17 protein-coding genes are annotated in these 18,872 nt (G+C 63.8%); all 17 read right to left on the reverse strand.

Translation table 11 applies throughout. The features are described 5' to 3' along the window. Positions 1 to 95: 95 nt before the first annotated feature. On the reverse strand, positions 96 to 545 hold the full coding sequence (fliJ, locus tag AB5S05_RS13425; protein WP_369288032.1) for a flagellar export protein FliJ: 450 nt from the start codon (positions 543 to 545) through the stop codon (positions 96 to 98). Then, entirely contained in the window at positions 546 to 1,910 is a 1,365-nt protein-coding gene (gene fliI, locus AB5S05_RS13430) for a flagellar protein export ATPase FliI (protein WP_369288033.1), read from the reverse strand. It lies immediately after the preceding gene. Further along, complete coding sequence (gene fliH, locus AB5S05_RS13435) at positions 1,900 to 2,694, reverse strand: flagellar assembly protein FliH (protein ID WP_369288034.1); 795 nt, start codon at positions 2,692 to 2,694, stop codon at positions 1,900 to 1,902. Before fliH ends, fliI begins: the two co-directional genes overlap by 11 nt. 3 nt (positions 2,695 to 2,697) lie before the next feature. Then, positions 2,698 to 3,714, reverse strand: a complete 1,017-nt coding sequence (gene fliG, locus AB5S05_RS13440) for a flagellar motor switch protein FliG (RefSeq protein ID WP_369288035.1) — start codon at positions 3,712 to 3,714, stop codon at positions 2,698 to 2,700. Further along, the gene (fliF, locus tag AB5S05_RS13445; protein ID WP_369288036.1) at positions 3,707 to 5,500 is read right to left on the reverse strand and encodes a flagellar basal-body MS-ring/collar protein FliF; all 1,794 of its coding nucleotides are present in this window, start codon (positions 5,498 to 5,500) and stop codon (positions 3,707 to 3,709) included. Before fliF ends, fliG begins: the two co-directional genes overlap by 8 nt. 16 nt (positions 5,501 to 5,516) lie before the next feature. Next, a complete protein-coding gene (gene fliE, locus AB5S05_RS13450; protein WP_369288037.1) occupies positions 5,517 to 5,846 on the reverse strand; it encodes a flagellar hook-basal body complex protein FliE in 330 nt (109 codons plus the stop codon). A gap of 163 nt (positions 5,847 to 6,009) precedes the next feature. Beyond that, a complete protein-coding gene (gene fleR, locus AB5S05_RS13455; protein WP_369288038.1) occupies positions 6,010 to 7,419 on the reverse strand; it encodes a sigma-54-dependent response regulator transcription factor FleR in 1,410 nt (469 codons plus the stop codon). A 6-nt stretch (positions 7,420 to 7,425) separates the two neighbouring features. Further along, positions 7,426 to 8,640, reverse strand: a complete 1,215-nt coding sequence (locus tag AB5S05_RS13460) for a sensor histidine kinase (protein WP_369288039.1) — start codon at positions 8,638 to 8,640, stop codon at positions 7,426 to 7,428. A 180-nt stretch (positions 8,641 to 8,820) separates the two neighbouring features. Further along, complete coding sequence (locus tag AB5S05_RS13465) at positions 8,821 to 10,296, reverse strand: sigma-54-dependent transcriptional regulator (protein ID WP_369288040.1); 1,476 nt, start codon at positions 10,294 to 10,296, stop codon at positions 8,821 to 8,823. A gap of 323 nt (positions 10,297 to 10,619) precedes the next feature. Further along, positions 10,620 to 10,916, reverse strand: coding sequence for a flagellar protein FliT (locus AB5S05_RS13470; protein ID WP_369288041.1), 297 nt, complete (start codon positions 10,914 to 10,916; stop codon positions 10,620 to 10,622). Between the two features lie 28 nt (positions 10,917 to 10,944). Then, a complete protein-coding gene (gene fliS, locus AB5S05_RS13475) occupies positions 10,945 to 11,325 on the reverse strand; it encodes a flagellar export chaperone FliS (RefSeq protein ID WP_369288042.1) in 381 nt (126 codons plus the stop codon). A gap of 154 nt (positions 11,326 to 11,479) precedes the next feature. Further along, the gene (gene fliS, locus AB5S05_RS13480) at positions 11,480 to 11,866 is read right to left on the reverse strand and encodes a flagellar export chaperone FliS (protein ID WP_369288043.1); all 387 of its coding nucleotides are present in this window, start codon (positions 11,864 to 11,866) and stop codon (positions 11,480 to 11,482) included. A gap of 3 nt (positions 11,867 to 11,869) precedes the next feature. Beyond that, positions 11,870 to 13,270 carry a flagellar filament capping protein FliD gene (fliD, locus tag AB5S05_RS13485; RefSeq protein WP_369288044.1) on the reverse strand — a complete coding sequence of 467 codons (1,401 nt, stop codon included), beginning with the start codon at positions 13,268 to 13,270 and terminating at the stop codon, positions 11,870 to 11,872. An 83-nt stretch (positions 13,271 to 13,353) separates the two neighbouring features. Then, on the reverse strand, positions 13,354 to 13,725 hold the full coding sequence (locus tag AB5S05_RS13490) for a flagellar protein FlaG (RefSeq protein ID WP_369288045.1): 372 nt from the start codon (positions 13,723 to 13,725) through the stop codon (positions 13,354 to 13,356). A 77-nt stretch (positions 13,726 to 13,802) separates the two neighbouring features. Next, positions 13,803 to 15,302, reverse strand: coding sequence for a flagellin (locus AB5S05_RS13495; RefSeq protein ID WP_369288046.1), 1,500 nt, complete (start codon positions 15,300 to 15,302; stop codon positions 13,803 to 13,805). Positions 15,303 to 15,568: 266 nt separating this feature from the next. Next, the gene (flgL, locus tag AB5S05_RS13500; protein ID WP_369288047.1) at positions 15,569 to 16,816 is read right to left on the reverse strand and encodes a flagellar hook-associated protein FlgL; all 1,248 of its coding nucleotides are present in this window, start codon (positions 16,814 to 16,816) and stop codon (positions 15,569 to 15,571) included. A gap of 44 nt (positions 16,817 to 16,860) precedes the next feature. Then, positions 16,861 to 18,867: a flagellar hook-associated protein FlgK gene (gene flgK / locus AB5S05_RS13505; RefSeq protein WP_369288048.1), complete on the reverse strand. Its 2,007-nt coding sequence runs from the start codon at positions 18,865 to 18,867 to the stop codon at positions 16,861 to 16,863. Positions 18,868 to 18,872: the final 5 nt, after the last annotated feature.

An 18,872-nucleotide genomic window follows, 5' to 3' on the forward strand; every position in this document is an offset into this window, starting at 1 on the left:
ATAGCGGAATGCGGCAGCTCGGCTTCGTCCCTGCCCTGCCGCGCAATTGGCCTGTTGAACATGTAGCACTCACTGGCGCCAACGGCAACCGCCAATCAGTCTGAATCGCCACTGTTCAGGCGCTGCGCCAGCTCATCGAGAAGCTTCTGCTCCCGCTTGTCCTCGGCCAGGCGGGCCTCCTCCCGATAGCGCTGCACCAGCTTGCGCAGGCCCTCCAGGCGCGCATAGCGCTGCTGCCAAAGCTCGCGGACCTTGTCCAGGTTGTTGCGATGCCAGTCCACAGTCTGTCGCTGCTGGCCGATGGCCGTCTCCAGCTGCGTGAGAAAGCGCTGATAGTTCATCAGCCACTGCCCGGAGACGCCGCGCTGGCCTTCGCTGATCCATTGCTGCTGGTAGTCTCCGCGAAAATGCTCCAGCTCACCGAGCTTGACCTGCGCCTGGCTCAACAGGCCCTGGCAACGCCCCAGTTGCACGGCCGCCTCGCGCTCGGCGCGCTCGGCCATGGTGATGACAGGCGCCAGTCGCGCGGCGCGGCCCTTCGACACTTAGCCTCCCGCGGCAGCGGCAGGGTTCAAGGTAGCCACCAGCTGTGCATTGCTGCGCTCCAGGCTTTCACTGTCGCCCAGGCCCTGGCGCAGGAAGCTGACCATGGCCGGCTGGCGGGCGATGGCCAGGTCGGTATCGGCATCCCCCCCCGCCACATAGGCACCGACACTGATCAGATCGCGGCTCTGCTGGTAGCGCGACCAGAGCTGCTTGAAACGCTGCGCGTAGCGCAGTTGTTCGGGCGAGACCACTTGCGGCATCACCCGGCTGATCGACGCCTCGATGTCGATGGCCGGATAGTGGCCCTCCTCGGCCAGGCGCCGCGACAGCACGAAGTGACCGTCGAGCACCCCACGCGCGGCGTCGGCGATCGGGTCCTGCTGGTCGTCGCCCTCACTCAACACGGTGTAGAAGGCGGTGATCGAACCGCCGCCCTGCTCGGCATTGCCGGCCCGCTCCACCAGCCTGGGCAACTTGGCGAACACCGAAGGCGGATAGCCCTTGGTCGCCGGCGGCTCGCCGATGGCCAGGGCGATTTCCCGCTGGGCCTGGGCGAATCGGGTCAGCGAGTCCATCAACAGCAGCACGTTCTTGCCCTTGTCGCGGAAATACTCGGCGATCCGCGTGCAGTACATCGCCGCGCGCAGGCGCATCAGCGGCGCGTCGTCGGCCGGCGAGGCGACCACTACAGAGCGCTTGAGACCCTCCTCGCCGAGGATCTCGTCGATGAATTCCTTGACCTCGCGGCCCCGCTCACCGATCAGCCCGACCACGATGATGTCCGCCTCGGTGAAGCGGGTCATCATGCCCAGCAGCACGCTCTTGCCGACCCCGGTACCGGCGAACAGGCCCAGGCGTTGGCCGCGCCCCACCGTGAGCAAGCCATTGATGCAGCGAATGCCGACATCCAGCGGCTGGTCGATCGGGTGACGCTTGAGCGGGTTGATCGTCGGCCCGTCCATGGGCACCCAGTCTTCGGCCTTCATCCCGCCCTTGCCATCCAGCGCCCGACCGGTGCCGTCGAGCACCCGGCCAAGCATCGAGCGGCCCATCGGCAGGCGCCCGGTATCGGGCAGCGGCACCACCCGGGCGCCGGGCGCGATACCGGCCAGGCCGCCGATCGGCATCAGGTAGATCTTGCCGCTGGAGAAACCCATCACCTCGGCCTCGACCTGCACCGGGTGGTAGCTGTCATCATTGATCACCAGGCAGCGGCTGCCGAGTGCGGCCCGCAGGCCTTCGGCCTCCAGGGTCAGGCCGACCATGCGCAGCAGGCGGCCTTCGACCACCGGCTGGCTGGGCAGTTGTACCGCCTCGCTGTAGCCGGCCAGGCGCCGGCTGAAACTGACCCGTTCAAGGCGCATCGGGCGTATCCAGGTCGAGCTGCAGGTCCGGTTCCAGCGGACTGGTCAGCTGTTCGCGCTGCTGCTCGAACAGCTGCTTGACCGCCTGGCTGAGACGGGTTTCGATACTGGCATCGATGCGGCTGTGCTCGCTCTCGACCCGGCAGCCACCGGGCAGCAGCGATTCGTCCTCGAGGATCTTCCAGCTTTCCTCGTGACGCTCGCGTAGGGCCTTGGCGATCTCGAAATCCTGCGGATTGAGGTAGATACGCACGTTGCCTGCGCCCATCGGCAGCAGCTTCAGGGCCTCGCGCAGAACCTGGCGGATCTGGCTGGAGTCAGTGCTCAGCTCGCGCTGGATGACCTGACGCGCCATGTGACTGACCAGATTGACCAGGGCCACTTCCAGCTGCTGATCCTGCTCGGCAATCGGCTCGAACAACTGGCCCATCAACTGCTCCAGCGCCCCCAGCTTGCCGGCGAGGATCACCTCCGCCTCCTGCTTGGCCTTGAGCTGGCCGGCATGGAAACCGTCTTTTTCGCCGGTAGCGAAGCCCTCGTTGTAGGCGTCCTGGCGAATCGCCTCCAGCTCATCGAGCGTCAACGGCTTGACGTCCTCCGGGGCGACCTCCTCGACTTCGGCGGCCTGGATGGCATCCGCATCGGCTTCGGCGCTGGGCGCCTCAGCCTCCTTGCCGGGGACTGCCGCATCGCCACCGCCGTCGAAGCTCGGCAGCGACCAACGGTCGAAGACACCCAGGTCCTTGGCGCGGATCAGCTCGCTCGGGGCCTCCTTGTTTGCCATGGCTTAGACCATTTCCTCGCCACCCTTGCCGCCGAGGACAATTTCCCCGGCTTCGGCCATGCGCCGGGCAATGGTGAGGATTTCCTTCTGCGCGGCTTCCACGTCGCTGACCCGCACCGGCCCCTTGGCCTCCAGGTCATCGCGCAACAATTCGGCGGCACGCTTGGACATGTTCTTGAACACCTTGTCCTTGATCGCCTCGTCCGCGCCCTTGAGCGCCAGCACCAGCACATCGGAGGACACCTCGCGCAGCAACGCCTGGATACCGCGATCGTCGACATCGGCCAGGTTGTCGAAGACGAACATCAGGTCTTCGATCTGCGAGGACAGGTCCTCGTCGACCTCGCGGATCGAATCCATCAGCTGGCCTTCGACCGAGCTGTCGAGGAAGTTCATGATATCGGCGGCGCGCTTGATCCCGCCCAGGCTGGCGCGGGTGGTATTGGAGCTGCCGGAGAACTGCTTCTCGAGGATCTGGTTGAGTTCCTTAAGCGCCGAGGGCTGCACGGTGTTCAGCGAAGACACGCGCAGGACGATATCCAGGCGCACCTTGTGATCGAAGTGGCCAAGCACTTCGCCGGCCTGATCCGGGTCGAGGTACGCCACCACGATCGCCTGGATCTGCGGGTGCTCGTAGCGAATCACGTCGGCCACCGCGCGCGGCTCCATCCACTTCAGGCTGTCCAGGCCGCTGGTGCTGCCACCGAGCAGGATGCGGTCGATCAGGTTGCCGGCCTTGTCCTCGCCCAGGGCCTGGGTCAGCATCTTGCGGATATAGCCGTCGGCGCCCACGCCGAGGCTGGTCTGATCGCCGACGATATCGACGAACTCGCCCATCACCTGCTCGACCTGTTCGCGGTGCACGTTGCGCATGCCGGCCATGGCCACACCGACCCGCTGGACCTCCTTGGGCCCGAGGTGGCGCAGCACCTGCGCGGCGTCGGTCTCACCGAGGGACAGGAGGAGAATGGCGGCCTTGTCGACCTTGCTCAGTTTGGCGGCAGTACGATTATCACTCATCGGCGTTGATCCACTCTTTCACCACCTGGGCAACCCGACCCGGGTCTTCGGCGACCAGGCTCTTGATTGCATTCAGTTGCGCATCATACCCCTCGCTCGGGCTGGGCAGGAGCAAGTTCTGCGGTCCACCGAGGCTGACCCGATCTGCGGCAAGGCCGCCGTCCAGGCCACCCATCTCGCCCAGTTCGACATCACCGCCGCGCCCGCCGACCGCCAGTTCGCGACCCTTGCTGCCGCCACTGGTGATGTTGTTCAACACCGGGCGCAACACGCCGAACACCAGCACCAGGATGAACAGCACGCCGAGCACCTGTTTGACGATGTCCCAGAACCAGGGCTGGGTGTAGAAGGCCGCCTCGACGATCTCCTCGCCCTGCTCAAGGGAGAACGGCGTGTTGATCACGCTGACGCTGTCGCCGCGGCTGGCATCGAACCCCACGGAGTCCTGTACCAGACGGGTGAAGCGCGCCAGGTCATCGCTGCTCCAGGGCACCCGGCTGGTTTCGCCGGTGGCCGCATCGATCTTCAGCTGGTCGTCGACCACCACCGCGACCGACAGGCGGCGCAGGCGCCCCTGCTGCTGCTTGGTGTAGCTCACCGAGCGGTCCAGCTCGAAATTGCGCGTCGACTGCTCGCGCTTGTCCGCCGGATAGGGCGCCAGCATGGCCTGGCCAGTCACCGGATCGATGACCTGCTGGCCGTTGGCATCCAGCAGCGGCTGGCCCGGGGCGATGGCCGCCGAGGCGGCGCCGGCGCCGGCTTTCTCCGGTGCCGAGGCGGCGCCAGGCGGCTGATTGCTCACCGCGCCGGGCACGCCCTGGGGACCCAGGCCGCTGGTGCGCTGCTCATTGACCTGCTGCTCGCTGCGTAGCGCCGGCTGGTCCGGGTTGAACATCTCCGAGGTCGACTCCACCGCGCTGAAATCCACATCGGCGGAGACCTCGGCCTTGTAGCGGCCGTTGCCCAGCACCGGCTGCAGGATGTTGTGCACGCGCTGGGTGAACAGGCCCTCCAGCCGACGGCTGTAGTCGAACTGCTTGCCGGCCATACTGAGCTCGGACATCTCCTGCTGATCGGACAGCAGGCGGCCCTTCTGATCGACCACTGTGACCTGGGCCTTGTCCATCTCCGGCACGCTGCTGGCCACCAGGTTGATGATCGCCATCACCTGGCTCGGCTCCAGGCTACGCCCGGAATACAGCTCCACCAGCACCGAAGCGCTGGGCTTGCGCTCGTCACGGACGAAGACCGAGCTTTTCGGAATCGCCAAGTGCACGCGCGCGCCCTTGACGTTGTTGAGGCTGGACACGGTACGCGCCAACTCGCCTTCCAGGCCACGCCGATAGCGGGTGGCCTCCATGAACTGACTGGTGCCGAGCCCCTGCTCCTTGTCGAGTATCTCGAAACCGACGTTGTTGTCGCTCGGCGCCACGCCGGCCGCGGCCAGGCGCATGCGTGCCCGCGCCAGGTCGTCAGCCTTGACCAGCAGGGCACCGGAGCTGGGCTCGACGGTATAGCCGATATCGGCGGCGGCCAGAGTCTGCATCACCTGGGACGCGTCCATGCCCTCCAGGCTGCCATACAGCGGACGGTAGTCGGGCTGCTGCGACCAGAGCACCACGGCGAAGCCGATGGCCACGCTGGCGGCCAGGCCGACCAGCAGGCCGAGCTGGCGGAGCATCGACATATCCGACAGGTTTTCCAGAAACGCCAAGCCGAACAGGGGCTTTTTCGGCTCATCGCCGGCGGTGGTGGCGGGTACGTTTGCGGCGAGTGCGTCGACCATGATTCAGAACCTTTCCTTATACCGGCATCTGCATGATGTCTTGATAGGCCTGAACCAGCTTGTTGCGCACCTGGGTCGCGGCCTGGAAAGACACACTGGCTTTTTGCGAGGCGATCATCACGTCGGTCAGGTCCACGCCGCTCTTGCCCATCTCGAAGGCCGTCGCCAGTTGGTTGGAGGCCTGCTGGGTTTCGTTGACCTTGCTCACCGCCTGCCCGAGCATGTCCGAGAAGCTCGGCGCGCCCGGCTCAGGCGCGCTCACGGCCGGCTTCTGCCGCGCCATTGCCTCGGCTTGCATGGAACGCATTTCCAACATCAGGCGATTGAATTCAACACCCTGGCTCATGACTTTCCTCCACTGGCCGCGGTTTTTTGACGCGTCGCGGCGCTCTGCAGGGGTCTTTGCAACAAGAGTGCCAGCTAGCCATTAGCCGGATGCGCCAAACAAAAAACCCGGCCCGAACGATTCGTTCGGGCCGGGCCTAGGCAGTGCCGAGCAGCCAGCGGTCCTAGCTGGCGTAGAGGTAGGCCTCCACGTCCATCCCGGCATCACGCATCTGCGCCAGCTTGTAGCGCAGCGTGCGCGGGCTGATGCCCAGACGCTCGGCGGCCTCCTTGCGCCGCCCCCGCTCGGAACGCAGGGTGTCGATGATTACCTGAAACTCGCGGCGACGCAGGTCGTCGCCCAGCGCCCCGCCTTCGGCCGAGACCGCCGCAGGTGGCGCCACGCTCGCCGGGGCAGTCGCCGACACCACGCTCAAGGGCGCAGGTGTGGCCGCGGCCAAGCCGATCGGCGCGTTCAGACACAGATCCCGCGGCTGGATCAGCCCACCCTGCTGGAGGATCAGCGCGCGCTGGATGGCGTTGTCCAGCTCGCGCACATTGCCTGGCCAGGCGTGCTCGAGCAGGCTCGCCTGGGCCTGCGGCGAAAGCCTGATGGGGGTATGATTCATTTTTTTGACGTGTTTGGCCAGCAGGCGCTCGGCCAGCGGCAGAATATCCGCCGGACGCTCACGCAAGGGCCGCCAGGCCAGCGGAAATACCGACAGGCGATAGAACAGGTCCTCGCGGAAACGCCCCGCCGCCACCTCGCCAGCCAGGTCACGGTTGCTGGTGGCCAGCACACGGATATCCAGGTTGATCGGCTTGCGCGCGCCCACCCGCTCCACCTCGCGCTCCTGCAACACGCGCAGCAACTTGGCCTGTAGCCCCAGGGGCATCTCGGAAATCTCATCGAGGAGGATGGTGCCGCCTTCGGCCAATTCGAACTTGCCCGGCGCACTGGCGATCGCCCCGGTGAAGGCCCCTTTCTCGTGACCGAACAGGGTCGCCTCGAGCATATTGTCAGGAATGGCCGCACAGTTGATGGCGATAAACGGCTTGGCCGCCCGCGGCGACTGACGATGAATGTAGCGCGCCAGCACTTCCTTGCCGGTTCCCGACTCGCCGCTGATCAGCACCGTGGAATCGCTTTGCGCCACCCGCGTCGCTAGCTCGAGCAGCTGCAAGCTGGCCGGTTCCAAGGCCACCGGGCCGTCTGCTTCACTCGCCGCCAGCCGACCGAGCGCATGGCGCTCGACCAGCGTCAACAGCGCCTTGGGTTCGAATGGCTTGACCAGGTAGTCCGCCGCCCCCTGGCGCATCGCATCGACCGCCCGCTCCACCGCGCCAAAGGCGGTCATCAACAGCACCGGCATTTGCGGCAGACGCTCTCGGATCTGCGCCAACAGCTGGTGGCCGTCCATGCCCGGCATATTCACGTCACTCACCACCATGGCGAATGGCTCCTGCGCCAGGGCCAGCAGCGCCGCCTCGGCGCTGTCCACCGCCCGGTAGTCATGGCCACCCAGTGACAGCGTATCGGCCAGGGCTTCACGCAGGGCGCGGTCGTCTTCGACCAGCAGGACTTTGGCAGCCATGGATGGTTACTCCTGAATCAAGGGTTGCGCCGCGGGAACCAGCGGCAGAGTCAAAATGGCGCAGGTGCCGCGACCAACCTGCGAACGTAGCTGCAGCTCGCCGCGATGGGCGCGGGCCACGGCGTGGACCACGGCCAGGCCGAGGCCGGTACCGGTGGTCTTGGTGGTGAAGAACGGCTCACCCAGGCGCGCCAGAATGGCACCGTCGATTCCCGGGCCGTCATCGCTGACGCACAGGCGCAGCGTGCTGCCGCGCGCATACAGATGAACCTTCAGGCGTACGTCGCGCCCCGCCGCCTGAACCGCGTTCTCCACCAGGTTGAGCACGCAGCCCACCAGGGTGTCGCGGTTGCACAGCACTTCGCCTTCGCGGCTGTCGCACTGCCAGCGCACCGCCATGCCCTGTACATGGGTCTGCGCCGCCTCGCGCAGCGCCGCGAACAGCGCCTGGGGAGCCAACCGGTCCGGCAATGGCAGGTCGCCGCGGGCGAACACCAGCATGTCGCGCACCTGGTGCTCGAGCTCATGCAGACGCTCCTTCAGGCGCCCGGCAAAACGCTGCTGCTGCTCAAGCGGCAACGCCTGCTCACTCAGGTGACTGGCGTAGAGCAAGGCGGCAGACAAGGGCGTGCGGATCTGGTGAGCCAGGGAGGCGACCATCCGCCCCAGGGCCGACAGGCGCTCATGGCGCGACAGCTGATCCTGCAGGCGACGGGTTTCCGTCAGGTCGTTGAGCAGCACCAGCTGCCCAGGCTCGCCATGCAGAGAGCGGGTGGCGATCGACAGGCGTCGACCATCCTTCAAGGAAACTTCGTGACCATCGTCCTCGCGCGGAGCGAAGCTGCGCACGATCACCTGCCGCCAGAGCATGCCGACCAGCGGCTGGCCAAGCAGGTTGCGCGCCACCGGATTGGCTTCGCGCACCACCCCCTGACCATCGATCACGATCACCCCGCCCGGCAGCAGATCGAGCAGGCTCTGCAGCCGATGGGCCAAGCGCTCCTTTTCCGCCAGCTCCTGCATGCGCTGGGCACTGACCAGCGCCAGCTGCCCTTTGAGCTCTGTGACCCGGGCCTCGAGCATGCTGTAGGAGTCGCTGAGCTGGCTCGACATCTGGCTGAACCGCGCAAATGCCTGCTCCATGCTGGCACGGCTGGCCGGCTCATGCGCAACGGCGGGTGTCGATTCGACTAGGTGGGTCGGTTGGGCTGTGGGCTTCATCATTCTCTCTCGCGTAGCGAGCCGTCATAAGACAGTCGGTCAGGAGAGAACTAGCAATACCCGTGCCTAAAAAAATAGGCTTATTTTTCAGCAACTTAAAAAACAAAGCCGGGGTTTATGTCAAACCTCCGGCTCTATCGGTGGCGGCTCGCGCCAAGCCGCTGACTCGGCGCCGACGGTTCAGGCATCGTCCTGGACTTCCTCGTCGCGCCGGCTCATGCCGTACTTGCGCATCTTCTCCACCAGGGTGGTGCGGCGAATGCGCAGGCGCTCCGCGGCACGAGCAACCACACCATTGGCGTCGTCCAGCGCCTGCTGGATCAGGCCCTGCTCGAGATTGCCCAGATAGTCCTTGAGGTCCAGGCCCTCGGAAGGCAACAGAGCCTGGGTGGTCACCCCCGGCAAACCGGAGACGATGGCCGCACGCTCTTCCAGCTCAGTACGCAGGTTGGCGGCGAGCTGCTCGTCCTCATCATCGACGTGGCGGAATTTCTTCGGCAGCTCACCCACGCCGATCACCCCGTAGGGGTGCATGATCGCCATGCGTTCGACCAGGTTGGCCAGCTCGCGCACATTGCCCGCCCAGTCATGCCGGCACAACGACATGATCGCTGCCGAATTGAAGCGAATCGACCCGCGCTTCTCGTGTTCCATCCGCGAGATCAGCTCGTTCATCAACAGCGGAATGTCTTCGATGCGCTCGCGCAGCGGCGCCATCTCGATGGGGAAGACATTCAGCCGGTAGTACAGATCCTCACGGAAGCTGCCTTCCTCGATCATCTTCTCGAGATTCTTGTGGGTCGCGGCGATGATCCGTACGTCGGCATTCTGCGTCTTGTTGCTGCCCACGCGTTCGAAGGTGCGCTCCTGCAACACCCGCAGCAGCTTGACCTGCATGGGCAGCGGCATGTCGCCGATCTCGTCGAGGAACAGGGTGCCACCGTTGGCCAGCTCGAAGCGTCCGGCGCGGCTGGTGATGGCCCCGGTAAAGGCGCCCTTCTCATGGCCGAACAGTTCGCTCTCGAGCAGCTCCGCAGGAATCGCCCCACAGTTGACCGGCACGAACGGCCCCTCGCGGCGCTTGGAGTGATAGTGCAGGTTGCGCGCCACCACTTCCTTGCCAGTACCGGACTCGCCGAGGATCAACACGCTGGCCTCGGTATCGGCCACCTGCTGCATCATCTGCCGCACCTGCTGGATCGCCCTGCTGGTGCCGACCAGGCTGCGGAACAGGTTCGGCTCGCGCTGACGGCCGCGCTCACGCGCCTGGTCATACATCTCGCGGTAGACCTGGGCACGATGCAGCGAGTCGAGCAGCTTGTTGTAGCTCGGCGGCATCTCCACGGTGGTCAGCACACGGCGCCGCAACTCGTCCGGCCAGTCGGCCGAATGATGCTCGTCCACCAGCAGAATCGGCAGGAACTCGTCCCAGGCCGCCAGCTGCTTGAGCACCTCCAGAGCGCCGCCCTTGGCCTGGACATCACCCAGCAGGACGCTCAGCACTGCGCGACTGGACTCCAGCTGCTGCACGGCCGCTGACCAGAGATCACTGCCGCAGGCAATATGCTCCTCGCCCAGGAAGTTGAGAATGACCGCCAGGTCCCGGCGACGCTCGCTATTATCGTCAATCAGCAGAATTTTGGTTTCACGCCACATGTTGTCTGGTTCTGATCCTGGGAGCGAAAGAAAGCGCACATCGTCGGAGACTCGGAAAGCGCTGGCAATTGGCCGCTAGTAAAGTCAATTTCAGGGCCGCAGTCAATTTTATGGCGTGCTTTTTTTGATTAGGGCGCAGCCAGACTAAACGACTGCGCAGGGGGAAGTGAAGCCAGATGGCGACAGGCGCGCAGCTAGCCGACCAACGACTCGGCGTCACGCTAGCGAAGACAAAACCACGTCGCTGTCGGAGCGAGCCTGCCGCCAGCCGGAACGCCTCGCGTGAGGCGACTTGGCCGGGACCCGCGGCTCGCGAGCAGGGCTCAGCCGAACAACTGATAGACCTTGGCGCCCTGCTGGGCCTGATTGAGCTGCACCAACTCACCGGCCAGGCGTTGCTGCTCGGCCTGACAGGCGCTGACCAGTTCACGGTACAGATCCAAGAGCTCCTGCATGCGTGCGCGCAGGGCGCCTTCGTCATGCACTGCGTCGACCATGGCCTCGTCGACGGCCTGACGGCACTGCTGATCCAGCTCACCGATCGCCGCCCAATCCTGGGTGGCCAACGCAGTACGCAGGGCGCTACCCGTCTCTTGCAGACGCTGGACAGTTGAATTCATGACTAAGCTCCTCAAGCATCGAACGCCATTACTGGCCGATGGCGTCCCAACCAGACTTCACAGTACGCAGCAGGCTGGCCACTTCATCCAGCGACGCGGCATCATTCTTGGCACTGGCCTCGAGCAGGCGACTGGTCATGTACTGGTAAAGACTATCCAGATTGGTCGCCAGTTCACCACCCTCTTGCAGGTTAAGGCCTGCACGCAGGCCGCCGATGATACCGAGGGCCTTGCCGATCAGCTCGCCTTTCTCTGCCGTCTGCCCGCGCTCCAGGGCGCCGCGCGCCTGGGCAATCCGGGTGAGGCCACCCTCGAACAACATCTGGATCAAGCGATGCGGACTGGCATCCACTGCCTGGGCCTGGGTGTTGACGTTCTGGTACTGCCGCATAGCTGCCATCGCGTTCATGCTGAATGTACTCCAGTGTACTGCGGGAATACTTCAGTTATCGGCCATGTCGACGGCAGCTTTAGAGCCTTGCGAAAAGAATCTAACCAGTTGATTCGAATGACTAAACAGAAGAAAGCGGAAGGACGCGGCGCGCCTACCGACACGCGCGCGATCAGGAAGCCGATGGCTCGACTTCTGGACCGATGGCCTGCCAGGCATCGCGGATCTGCTCCAGCAACCCTCGCACCTCTTCCAGGCTGCGCGGGGTCTTGTCCAGCGCGACACCGGCCAGGCGGCGGGTCATGTAGTCGTAGAGCGCGTCGAGGTTCTCCGCCAGCTCGCCGCCGAGCTGCTTGTCCAGGCTGGCCTGGAGAATACCGATAATCGACAGGGTGGTGCCCACCGCCTCACCACGGATGGCGGGGTTGGCTTGCTGCTGGGCCAGCAGCGCCAAGGCGATGCGTTCCAGTGCACCATCGAGCAATAACTGCACGGCCTGATAAGGGCTCACGTCCTGGCTGGTATTGACGTTTTTGTAGGTATCGATTGGGCTAGTCATCGATTAGCTGTCCTGTTTAACGACGCCCGGCAGGCCGCCGAGGGCCTGGGTCAGTCGCGCGCTGGTGTCGTTTAGACGGCCGACCAGTGCATCCATGGCGTTGAACTGAGCGAATAACCGCGCCTGCATTTGCTCGACGCGTCGGCTCAAGGTTTCCCGCTGCTTGTCGATGCCGGTGAGAGTGGTCTGCAGGCCCTTCATACGCTGCTCAAGCACCCCACCGGTCCGGATAAAGCCATCTACACGCTTATCCACCCGGCTCATCAGGCCGTTGTCGCCGGTGAAAAAGCTGCCAACCGCATCAAAATTATCGGTCAGCGCCTTACTCAGCTTGGCGTCGTCGATTTTCAGGGTGCCATCCTTCTGGGTGGTGATGCCCAGGTCGGCCAACACCCTGACGCCCTCCTGATCAGCCGGATTGACCAGTTCATTGCGCACACCTCCGAGCAGGGTTCGCACCGTAGCGTCGCCAACCAATCCACCCGTCAGCGGCGGCTTGCCCTCGCCCACCTGGACAACGCTAGTCAGCTGATTCGAGGTGGTTATCAGCTTGTTATAGGCTTCGACGAATTTCTTGATATTGGCGGTCACGCCAGAAGTGTCCTGACCAACCTTGAGGGTCAAAGGCTTGTCCACTTCGGTCTTACCGACCAGGGTGAAGGTCACATCGGGTATTGCCCCATCCACCGTATTGCTCGGGCTCTTCAACGCCAAGCCGTCGATGGTGAACTCGGCATCGGCGGCCTGCTGTAGATAGCCCGCAGCATCACCAACCGACTGGCTGCTGCCATCAAGCGCCAGGCTGGCCAATGCAGGGTCGGCCGTTTCGATGGAGATATCCTTGCCCGTGCCGGTCTCCTTGGCATTGAGCACCAGGCGCGACTTACCATCGGCCGGATTGTTGACGATATTCGCCGTAATCCCCTTGTCCTTCAGGGCGGCATTAAGCTTGTCGCGGATACTGACCAAGGTATCGCCCGAGGCAATATCGACCGCCACCCCCCCATCGGCGGCACCGAGTTTGACGGTCAGATTGCCATCCGCAGAGGCGGTGAAGTCGCCGGCTAGCGCCGCGGTGGCCACTTTGCTGCTGCTGGCCAAGCGCTCGACTGTCATTTGGTAACTGCCGGCCAATGCAGTCTTGGTTGCCGAAGCCGTCAGCGCACTGGTATTGGTGGAGCTGGCCGTGCGTTTCTCGAACAGCGTCAGGCTGTTGAGATCCTTCATGGCGGTCTGAAAAGCACTCAGTGCCCCTTTGAGCTCACCCAGCGCGGAAAACTTGGTGGTCGAGGCTTTTTCTAGACGCGCGAGCTGCGCCTCCTTCGGAGCCTTCTCCGCATTGACCATGGCACCAACGATGCTGTTGATGTCGATGCCGGAACCAATACCGGTTATGCCTGCCATGCTGACCACCTCGTCACGGGTTTGACGCTTACCACCGAAAAACCATGTTCTATCAAGAATCGCGCCATCAGGACGCGCGCCGCCTACGCCTGAGCCTTGAACAACAGGCTGCGCACCTCTTCGAGGCTTTCCGCCAGACGCAAAGCATCTTCCGAGGGAATCTGCCGGATGACATCACCGGACACCCCATCGGTGACCTTGACCACCACCCGCCCAGTCGAGTCGTCCAGAGCGAAGTTCAGGTTGCGCTGAATGCTCTGGGCAAACTGTTTGATGCTCGACACCGCCTCTTCCACCGGCTGGCGTGCCGGCTCCTCTAGGGGACTGGCCAGAGCTTGTTCAACCTGCGACAACACCGGCGTGCCTGCTCTTTCCACCTGCGCAGCAGCGTCTACACGCGGCGACTGGGCGACTGGGTTCGACTGCGAAAAACCGCCTATTGCGTTGATATCCATAAGCTCACCTCACATGGCAAGACGGGGAGTAGCGCTTGGCACTACCCCCCGTGGTTCAAACCAACCCGCTTGTCAACTTAACGCAGGAGGCTGAGCACCGCCTGCGGCAGCTGGTTGGCCTGGGACAGGATTGCAGTACCGGCCTGTTGCAAGATCTGGTTCTTGCTCAGGTTCGCGGTTTCCACGGCGAAATCGGTGTCCTGAATCCGGCCACGGGCAGCCGATACGTTCTCCGAGATGTTCTGCAAGTTGGAGATGGTGTTCTCGAAACGGTTCTGCGTAGCACCGAGGGCAGCACGGTTCTTATCGATACCGGCAATGGCGGCGTCGATCACCGAAATAGCGTTCTGCGCACCCGATGCGGTGCTGATGTCCACGCTGGAGACTTTATCCAGAGTAGAGATACTGACACCGGCGGTCGAGACCGTTGCATCGGCACTGTTCACTTGGAAGGCACCGGTACTATCCAGGCGGATATTGCCCGAGATACGTGCGCTGTCGGTCGCTGCCGCACCGCCAGTGACGGTTTGACTAGAGGCCGACGCCGTACCGTCGTATTTCAGCGCTGTTAGCGTGGCGGTCTTAGTGGCGCCAGAGTTATCGAAACTGGTGAAGACAATGTCATCACCCTTTTCACTGATGAACTCGATTTTGGAATTATTGCTGGTCAGTGTCGCAGTAATACCTGTCTTGGAGCTCTGGGCGTTGACCGCAGCTGCCAGGTCGCTCAGGTTGGTTGGATCGGAAATCACCGCGTTGATTGTGGCCGCGCCACCAGTGGTGTCTCCGGTCAGGCTAAAGGACACATTACCCGCAGAGCCCAGGTTGGACAGTTCAACGCCGGTGCGCGCATCGGCAGTGACGCCAGTCTTCCCGGATACCAGATTGATTGCCGAAGCAGCTGCTGCCGCGGAACCGGCTGCGATGTTTGCAGTAGCCGCAGAGCCCGCTGGCCCAGTAATAGTTAGGGCGGCGCCACTACCGACAGATGCGGCCGGCGGAGTCCCCGCCGCGGCAGATGGCGTTACCACGCCAACGCCACTACCAGCCAGATCTACCCGGTTTGCACCGATGTCACGAGCGCTGGACGAGTTGATCTGCACGGCGATGGTTTCGTTGGCGTTGGCGCCGACCTGGAACTGCTTGGTGCCGAACTCGCCGCTCAGCAGCTTCTGGCCACCGAAGGTGGTGGTGTCGGCAATACGGTTCAGCTCCTCTTTCAGCTGACCCACTTCCTGGTTCAGTGCCTGACGCTCAGTGGTGGAGTTACTGCCGTTAGCAGACTGCAGGGACAGATCACGCATGCGCTGCAGAATATTGGTCGACTGCTGCAGGGCACCTTCGGCAGTCTGCGCCAGGGAGATACCGTCGTTGGCGTTACGCACCGCCACGCCCAGGCCGTTGACCTGGCTGGTCAGGCGGTTGGAGATCTGCAGGCCGGCGGCATCGTCCTTGGCGCTGTTGATGCGCGAACCGGTGGAAAGACGCTGCAGCGAAGTGCTCAGCGCGTTGGAAGATGCGTTCAGGTTGCGCTGGGTATTGAGCGACGCAACGTTGGTATTGACGGTAAGAGCCATGATGGTGTCCTCCGAGGACTAGCGTGTTTGCCTGAGCTTGCGACCTTGGGTGGGCAGTGCCCAGGCACCCTTAAAGTTCGCATTCGTGATTTATATCGGCGCTTGCTGGGAGAGCTTTAGGGCTTTTTTGGTACACCTCCCCGATTTTTTTTATTCATCAAAAACAGGTGGTTACAAGGACAGATCGGCAAAATGCCATCAAGGCGGCGATTACCTGGCGCCATTTTTTGACTTGCTCGCTCGGCTATCGCGCCCCAGACACTTGCTTAGCGCAACTGGTTGAACAGATTCAGGCTGCTGATCTTCACGTAGCTCTGCTGCGCCGCTTCGAGGATGATCGACTGGAAGGACAGGCGTGACAGCGCCTCGGCGTAATCCAGTTCGCGCAGGTCGGCCTGCACCCCCTTGTTGACCAGGCTGACGTCCTCGTTGTCGGTCTGGGTCGACTCGACGATATTCAGGCGCGCGCCGATCTCGCCGCGCACGCCGTCCACCGTGGTCATACCGTGGTCCAGGTTGGTCAAGGCCACTGCCACGGCATCGCGAGTCTGGCGGTTGCCGGCCGGAGTATTGGGGGCGTTATCCAGAGAGGTGCGCAGGTTGGCGATAGTCGCGAGGATGCCCTGCTTCTGTCGCGTCGGGTCAGCCGTCACCTGGATGGTCTCACCGCCGACCGGTACACCATCGAACAACAGGCTGACGCCGCGAAACACCAGCTGATCGCTGGTGGCCGCATCGTTGTCCAGACTGCCACTGGCCAGCGCAACGGGCACACCGATTTCGAACACTTCGTAGCTGCTTGCCGTCGGATTACCAAAGACAATCTCCACTCCGGCCGCGGGAAATGGCGGCGTTCCAGAATAGGCCACCTCATCCTGCACCAGTGGCGTGGAAGCGCTCAGGGTGGAGCCAGCCGGGTTGACCGTAGACAAGGCATCGAGGCGACCGGCGTTGGTCACACTCTCGAAGATCTTCTTGCCGCTGTCGCTGATCGCCAGGTTCAACGAACTGGCGACCTGCAGCTTGCGCTGACCTTCGTCGCCGGCATAGCTGTAGCTGCCATCGGCCTGACGCACGAAGGGTTGGGTCTTGCCCTGAAAACCGGCGAACAGGTATTCGCCCCGGGCATTGCGGGTATTCATCAGGCCCAGCAGCTCGTTCTCGCGCTCACCCAGCTCGGCGGCGATGGATTGCCGATCGGTCTGACTGAGCGCACCGTTGCCGGCCTGCACCGCCAACTCGCGCACCCGCTGCAAGATGGTGTTGACCGAGTTGAGGGTGACCTCCTCCTGGGTCAGGCTGTTCCTGGCCGCGGTGAGGTTGTCCTTGTACTGGGTCAGTACGTTCTGCTGCTGCTCCAACTGCAGCAGGCGCACCGAGGCGACCGGATCGTCGGCCGGGGTGAGGATGCGGTTGCCGGTGCTGATCTGTTCCTGGGTGCGGGTGGCATTGGCGTAGTTGCGCTGCAGGCCCTGCACGCCGTTGTTGAAGGCTTGGATGGTGGAGATGCGCATGGAACCTACCTCTGAGCCAGCTGGGCACAGGTGCCCGTCAGCGGTTATCTGAACGAATTGATCAGGGTATCGAACAAGGAGCGGGCAACTTGAATGATTTGCGCCGAGGCGTTGTAGTACTGCTCGAACTTGATCAGGTTGGCCGCTTCCTCGTCGAGGTTGACCCCCGACAAGGCATCGCGGTTGTCGGTGGCCTGCTTGAGGATCGCCCCGGTGGCATCGCTGTCCTGACGGGCCTGCGCGGTCAGGGTGCCGACCCGCTCGACCAGATCGCCGTAGCCATCGGTGAAACTGGCCCCGGTGCTGATACCCGTGACGTTCGGATCGACGCCGACCGTCTGCTTGTTCTGCAGGTCCACCAGCTTGAGCGCGTTGCGGTTGTCGGAAACGCCGTTGGTATTGAAGCCCAGGCTGAAGCCGTCGCCGTTTTCCGGGCGGCCGCTGATGGTGAAGCTGACCCGATTGCCACTGCCGAGATCCAGCTCGTAGGTGTTCAGCTGGCCCGGTACGAAGGCGCCGGCCGGCACGCGGGCGAGCCCCGCAACCGGGGTGCCCGGCGGATTCTCGAAGGCACCGGCGCCGTTGTAGATCAGGTTGGCCGGTAGCGCGGCGGCGATGGCCGCGCTGTCGATGGGACTGGCCCCGGCGGCGATCAGATCCGGTTGGGAAATCGAGCCATTGCCGCTGTTCTGCAGGGCCGCTTCGGCCCGCACCGGCGCGGCGAACGCCAACTGGTCGGGCTGATCCAGCACCGCCGAGATGCTGCTGGCCCCGCGGCGGGTCGGCTGTAGAAGGAAGCGATCTCCGGCATTCGGCACTGCCCCTGGGGTCACGGTGAATCCCTGGTCCCGCCCAGCGCTGTCAGCGAAACTGAGCACGCCGGCCGTATTGGTAACGGTCATAGGCTGACCATCGCTCAAACGCCGCGCCGTGTAGTTGGCACCATCGAACTCCAGGCGATAGTCGCTGGTGGTCAGCACGCTGCTGTTAGTGATATTCAGCGCCGGCTGGACGTTGCTGGTGTTGGCCGAATACGCCAGCACCCGCAACGCCGCCGCCGCGGGGTCGTTGAAGTCGCCGAACAGTGCCGACCCCACCTGCCCCTTGAGGTCCAGACCCTGGCCAAGCTGGGTATTGACCTGGTCGCTCACCGCCAGCGCGAGTCGCCCCAGGGCGTTGAGGGTCGGGTCCAACGACTCGGCGCGGTAGCGAATCAACCCACCGAGCTCGCCGCCACTGATCAGGCTGGTGATACCCTGGCGCGAGCCACCGCTGACGAACTCGATTTCGAAGCGGGTCGGGTCGCCCTGCCCCGGCACCGCCTCCAGGCGACTGGCGGTGGCGCCCACCACCAGCGGCTGACCGGAACCGACGAACAGATTGACCGAGCTATCGCCCTGCGGCACCACCGTCACCCCGACGTAGGTGGACAGCTGGCGGATCGCCTCCTCGCGGGCATCGAGCAGGTCGTTGGGCTGCTGGCCGTTGGAGGCGGCGACGGCGATGGCGTTGTTGAGACTGGCAATCGAGGTGCTCAGCCGGTTGACCTGATCGGTCACGGCAGTCATCTGCTTGTTGATGAACTGGTTCTGCTCGCCGATCCGCTCGGACACCGTATTGAAGCGCCGCGCCAGCCCTTCAGCCTCGGACAGCACCAGCTGCCGGGCCGGAATATTGGCGGGATCCTCGGCGGCAGTCTGCAGGGAGGAGAAAAACTTCTGCAGCGAGGGCGTGATCCCGGTGGTGGAGCCGGCCAGCAAGGAATCGAGCTGCTCGATCTGGCTCTTGTAGGCCTGCACGTCACTGTTGAGTGCCGTAGTGCTGCGCAGCTGGGTACTGAGGAACTCGCTGTAGCTGCGGCGAATGTCCACCAGGGTGGTACCCGAGCCGATATAGCCGGCGCCGCTGAACTGCGGGGTGCGGGTGGCCTGCACGCTGTCCTGGCGGGAAAAGCCCGGGGTGTTGACGTTGGTGATGTTGTGGCCGGTGACGGACAGCGAGGTCTTGCTCGCCGAGAGGCCGGACAGGCCAATGTTCAGTAAGTCAGCCATGGCTC

The organism is Pseudomonas zhanjiangensis (genome assembly GCF_041027545.1).
GTDB lineage: Bacteria > Pseudomonadota > Gammaproteobacteria > Pseudomonadales > Pseudomonadaceae > Aquipseudomonas > Aquipseudomonas zhanjiangensis.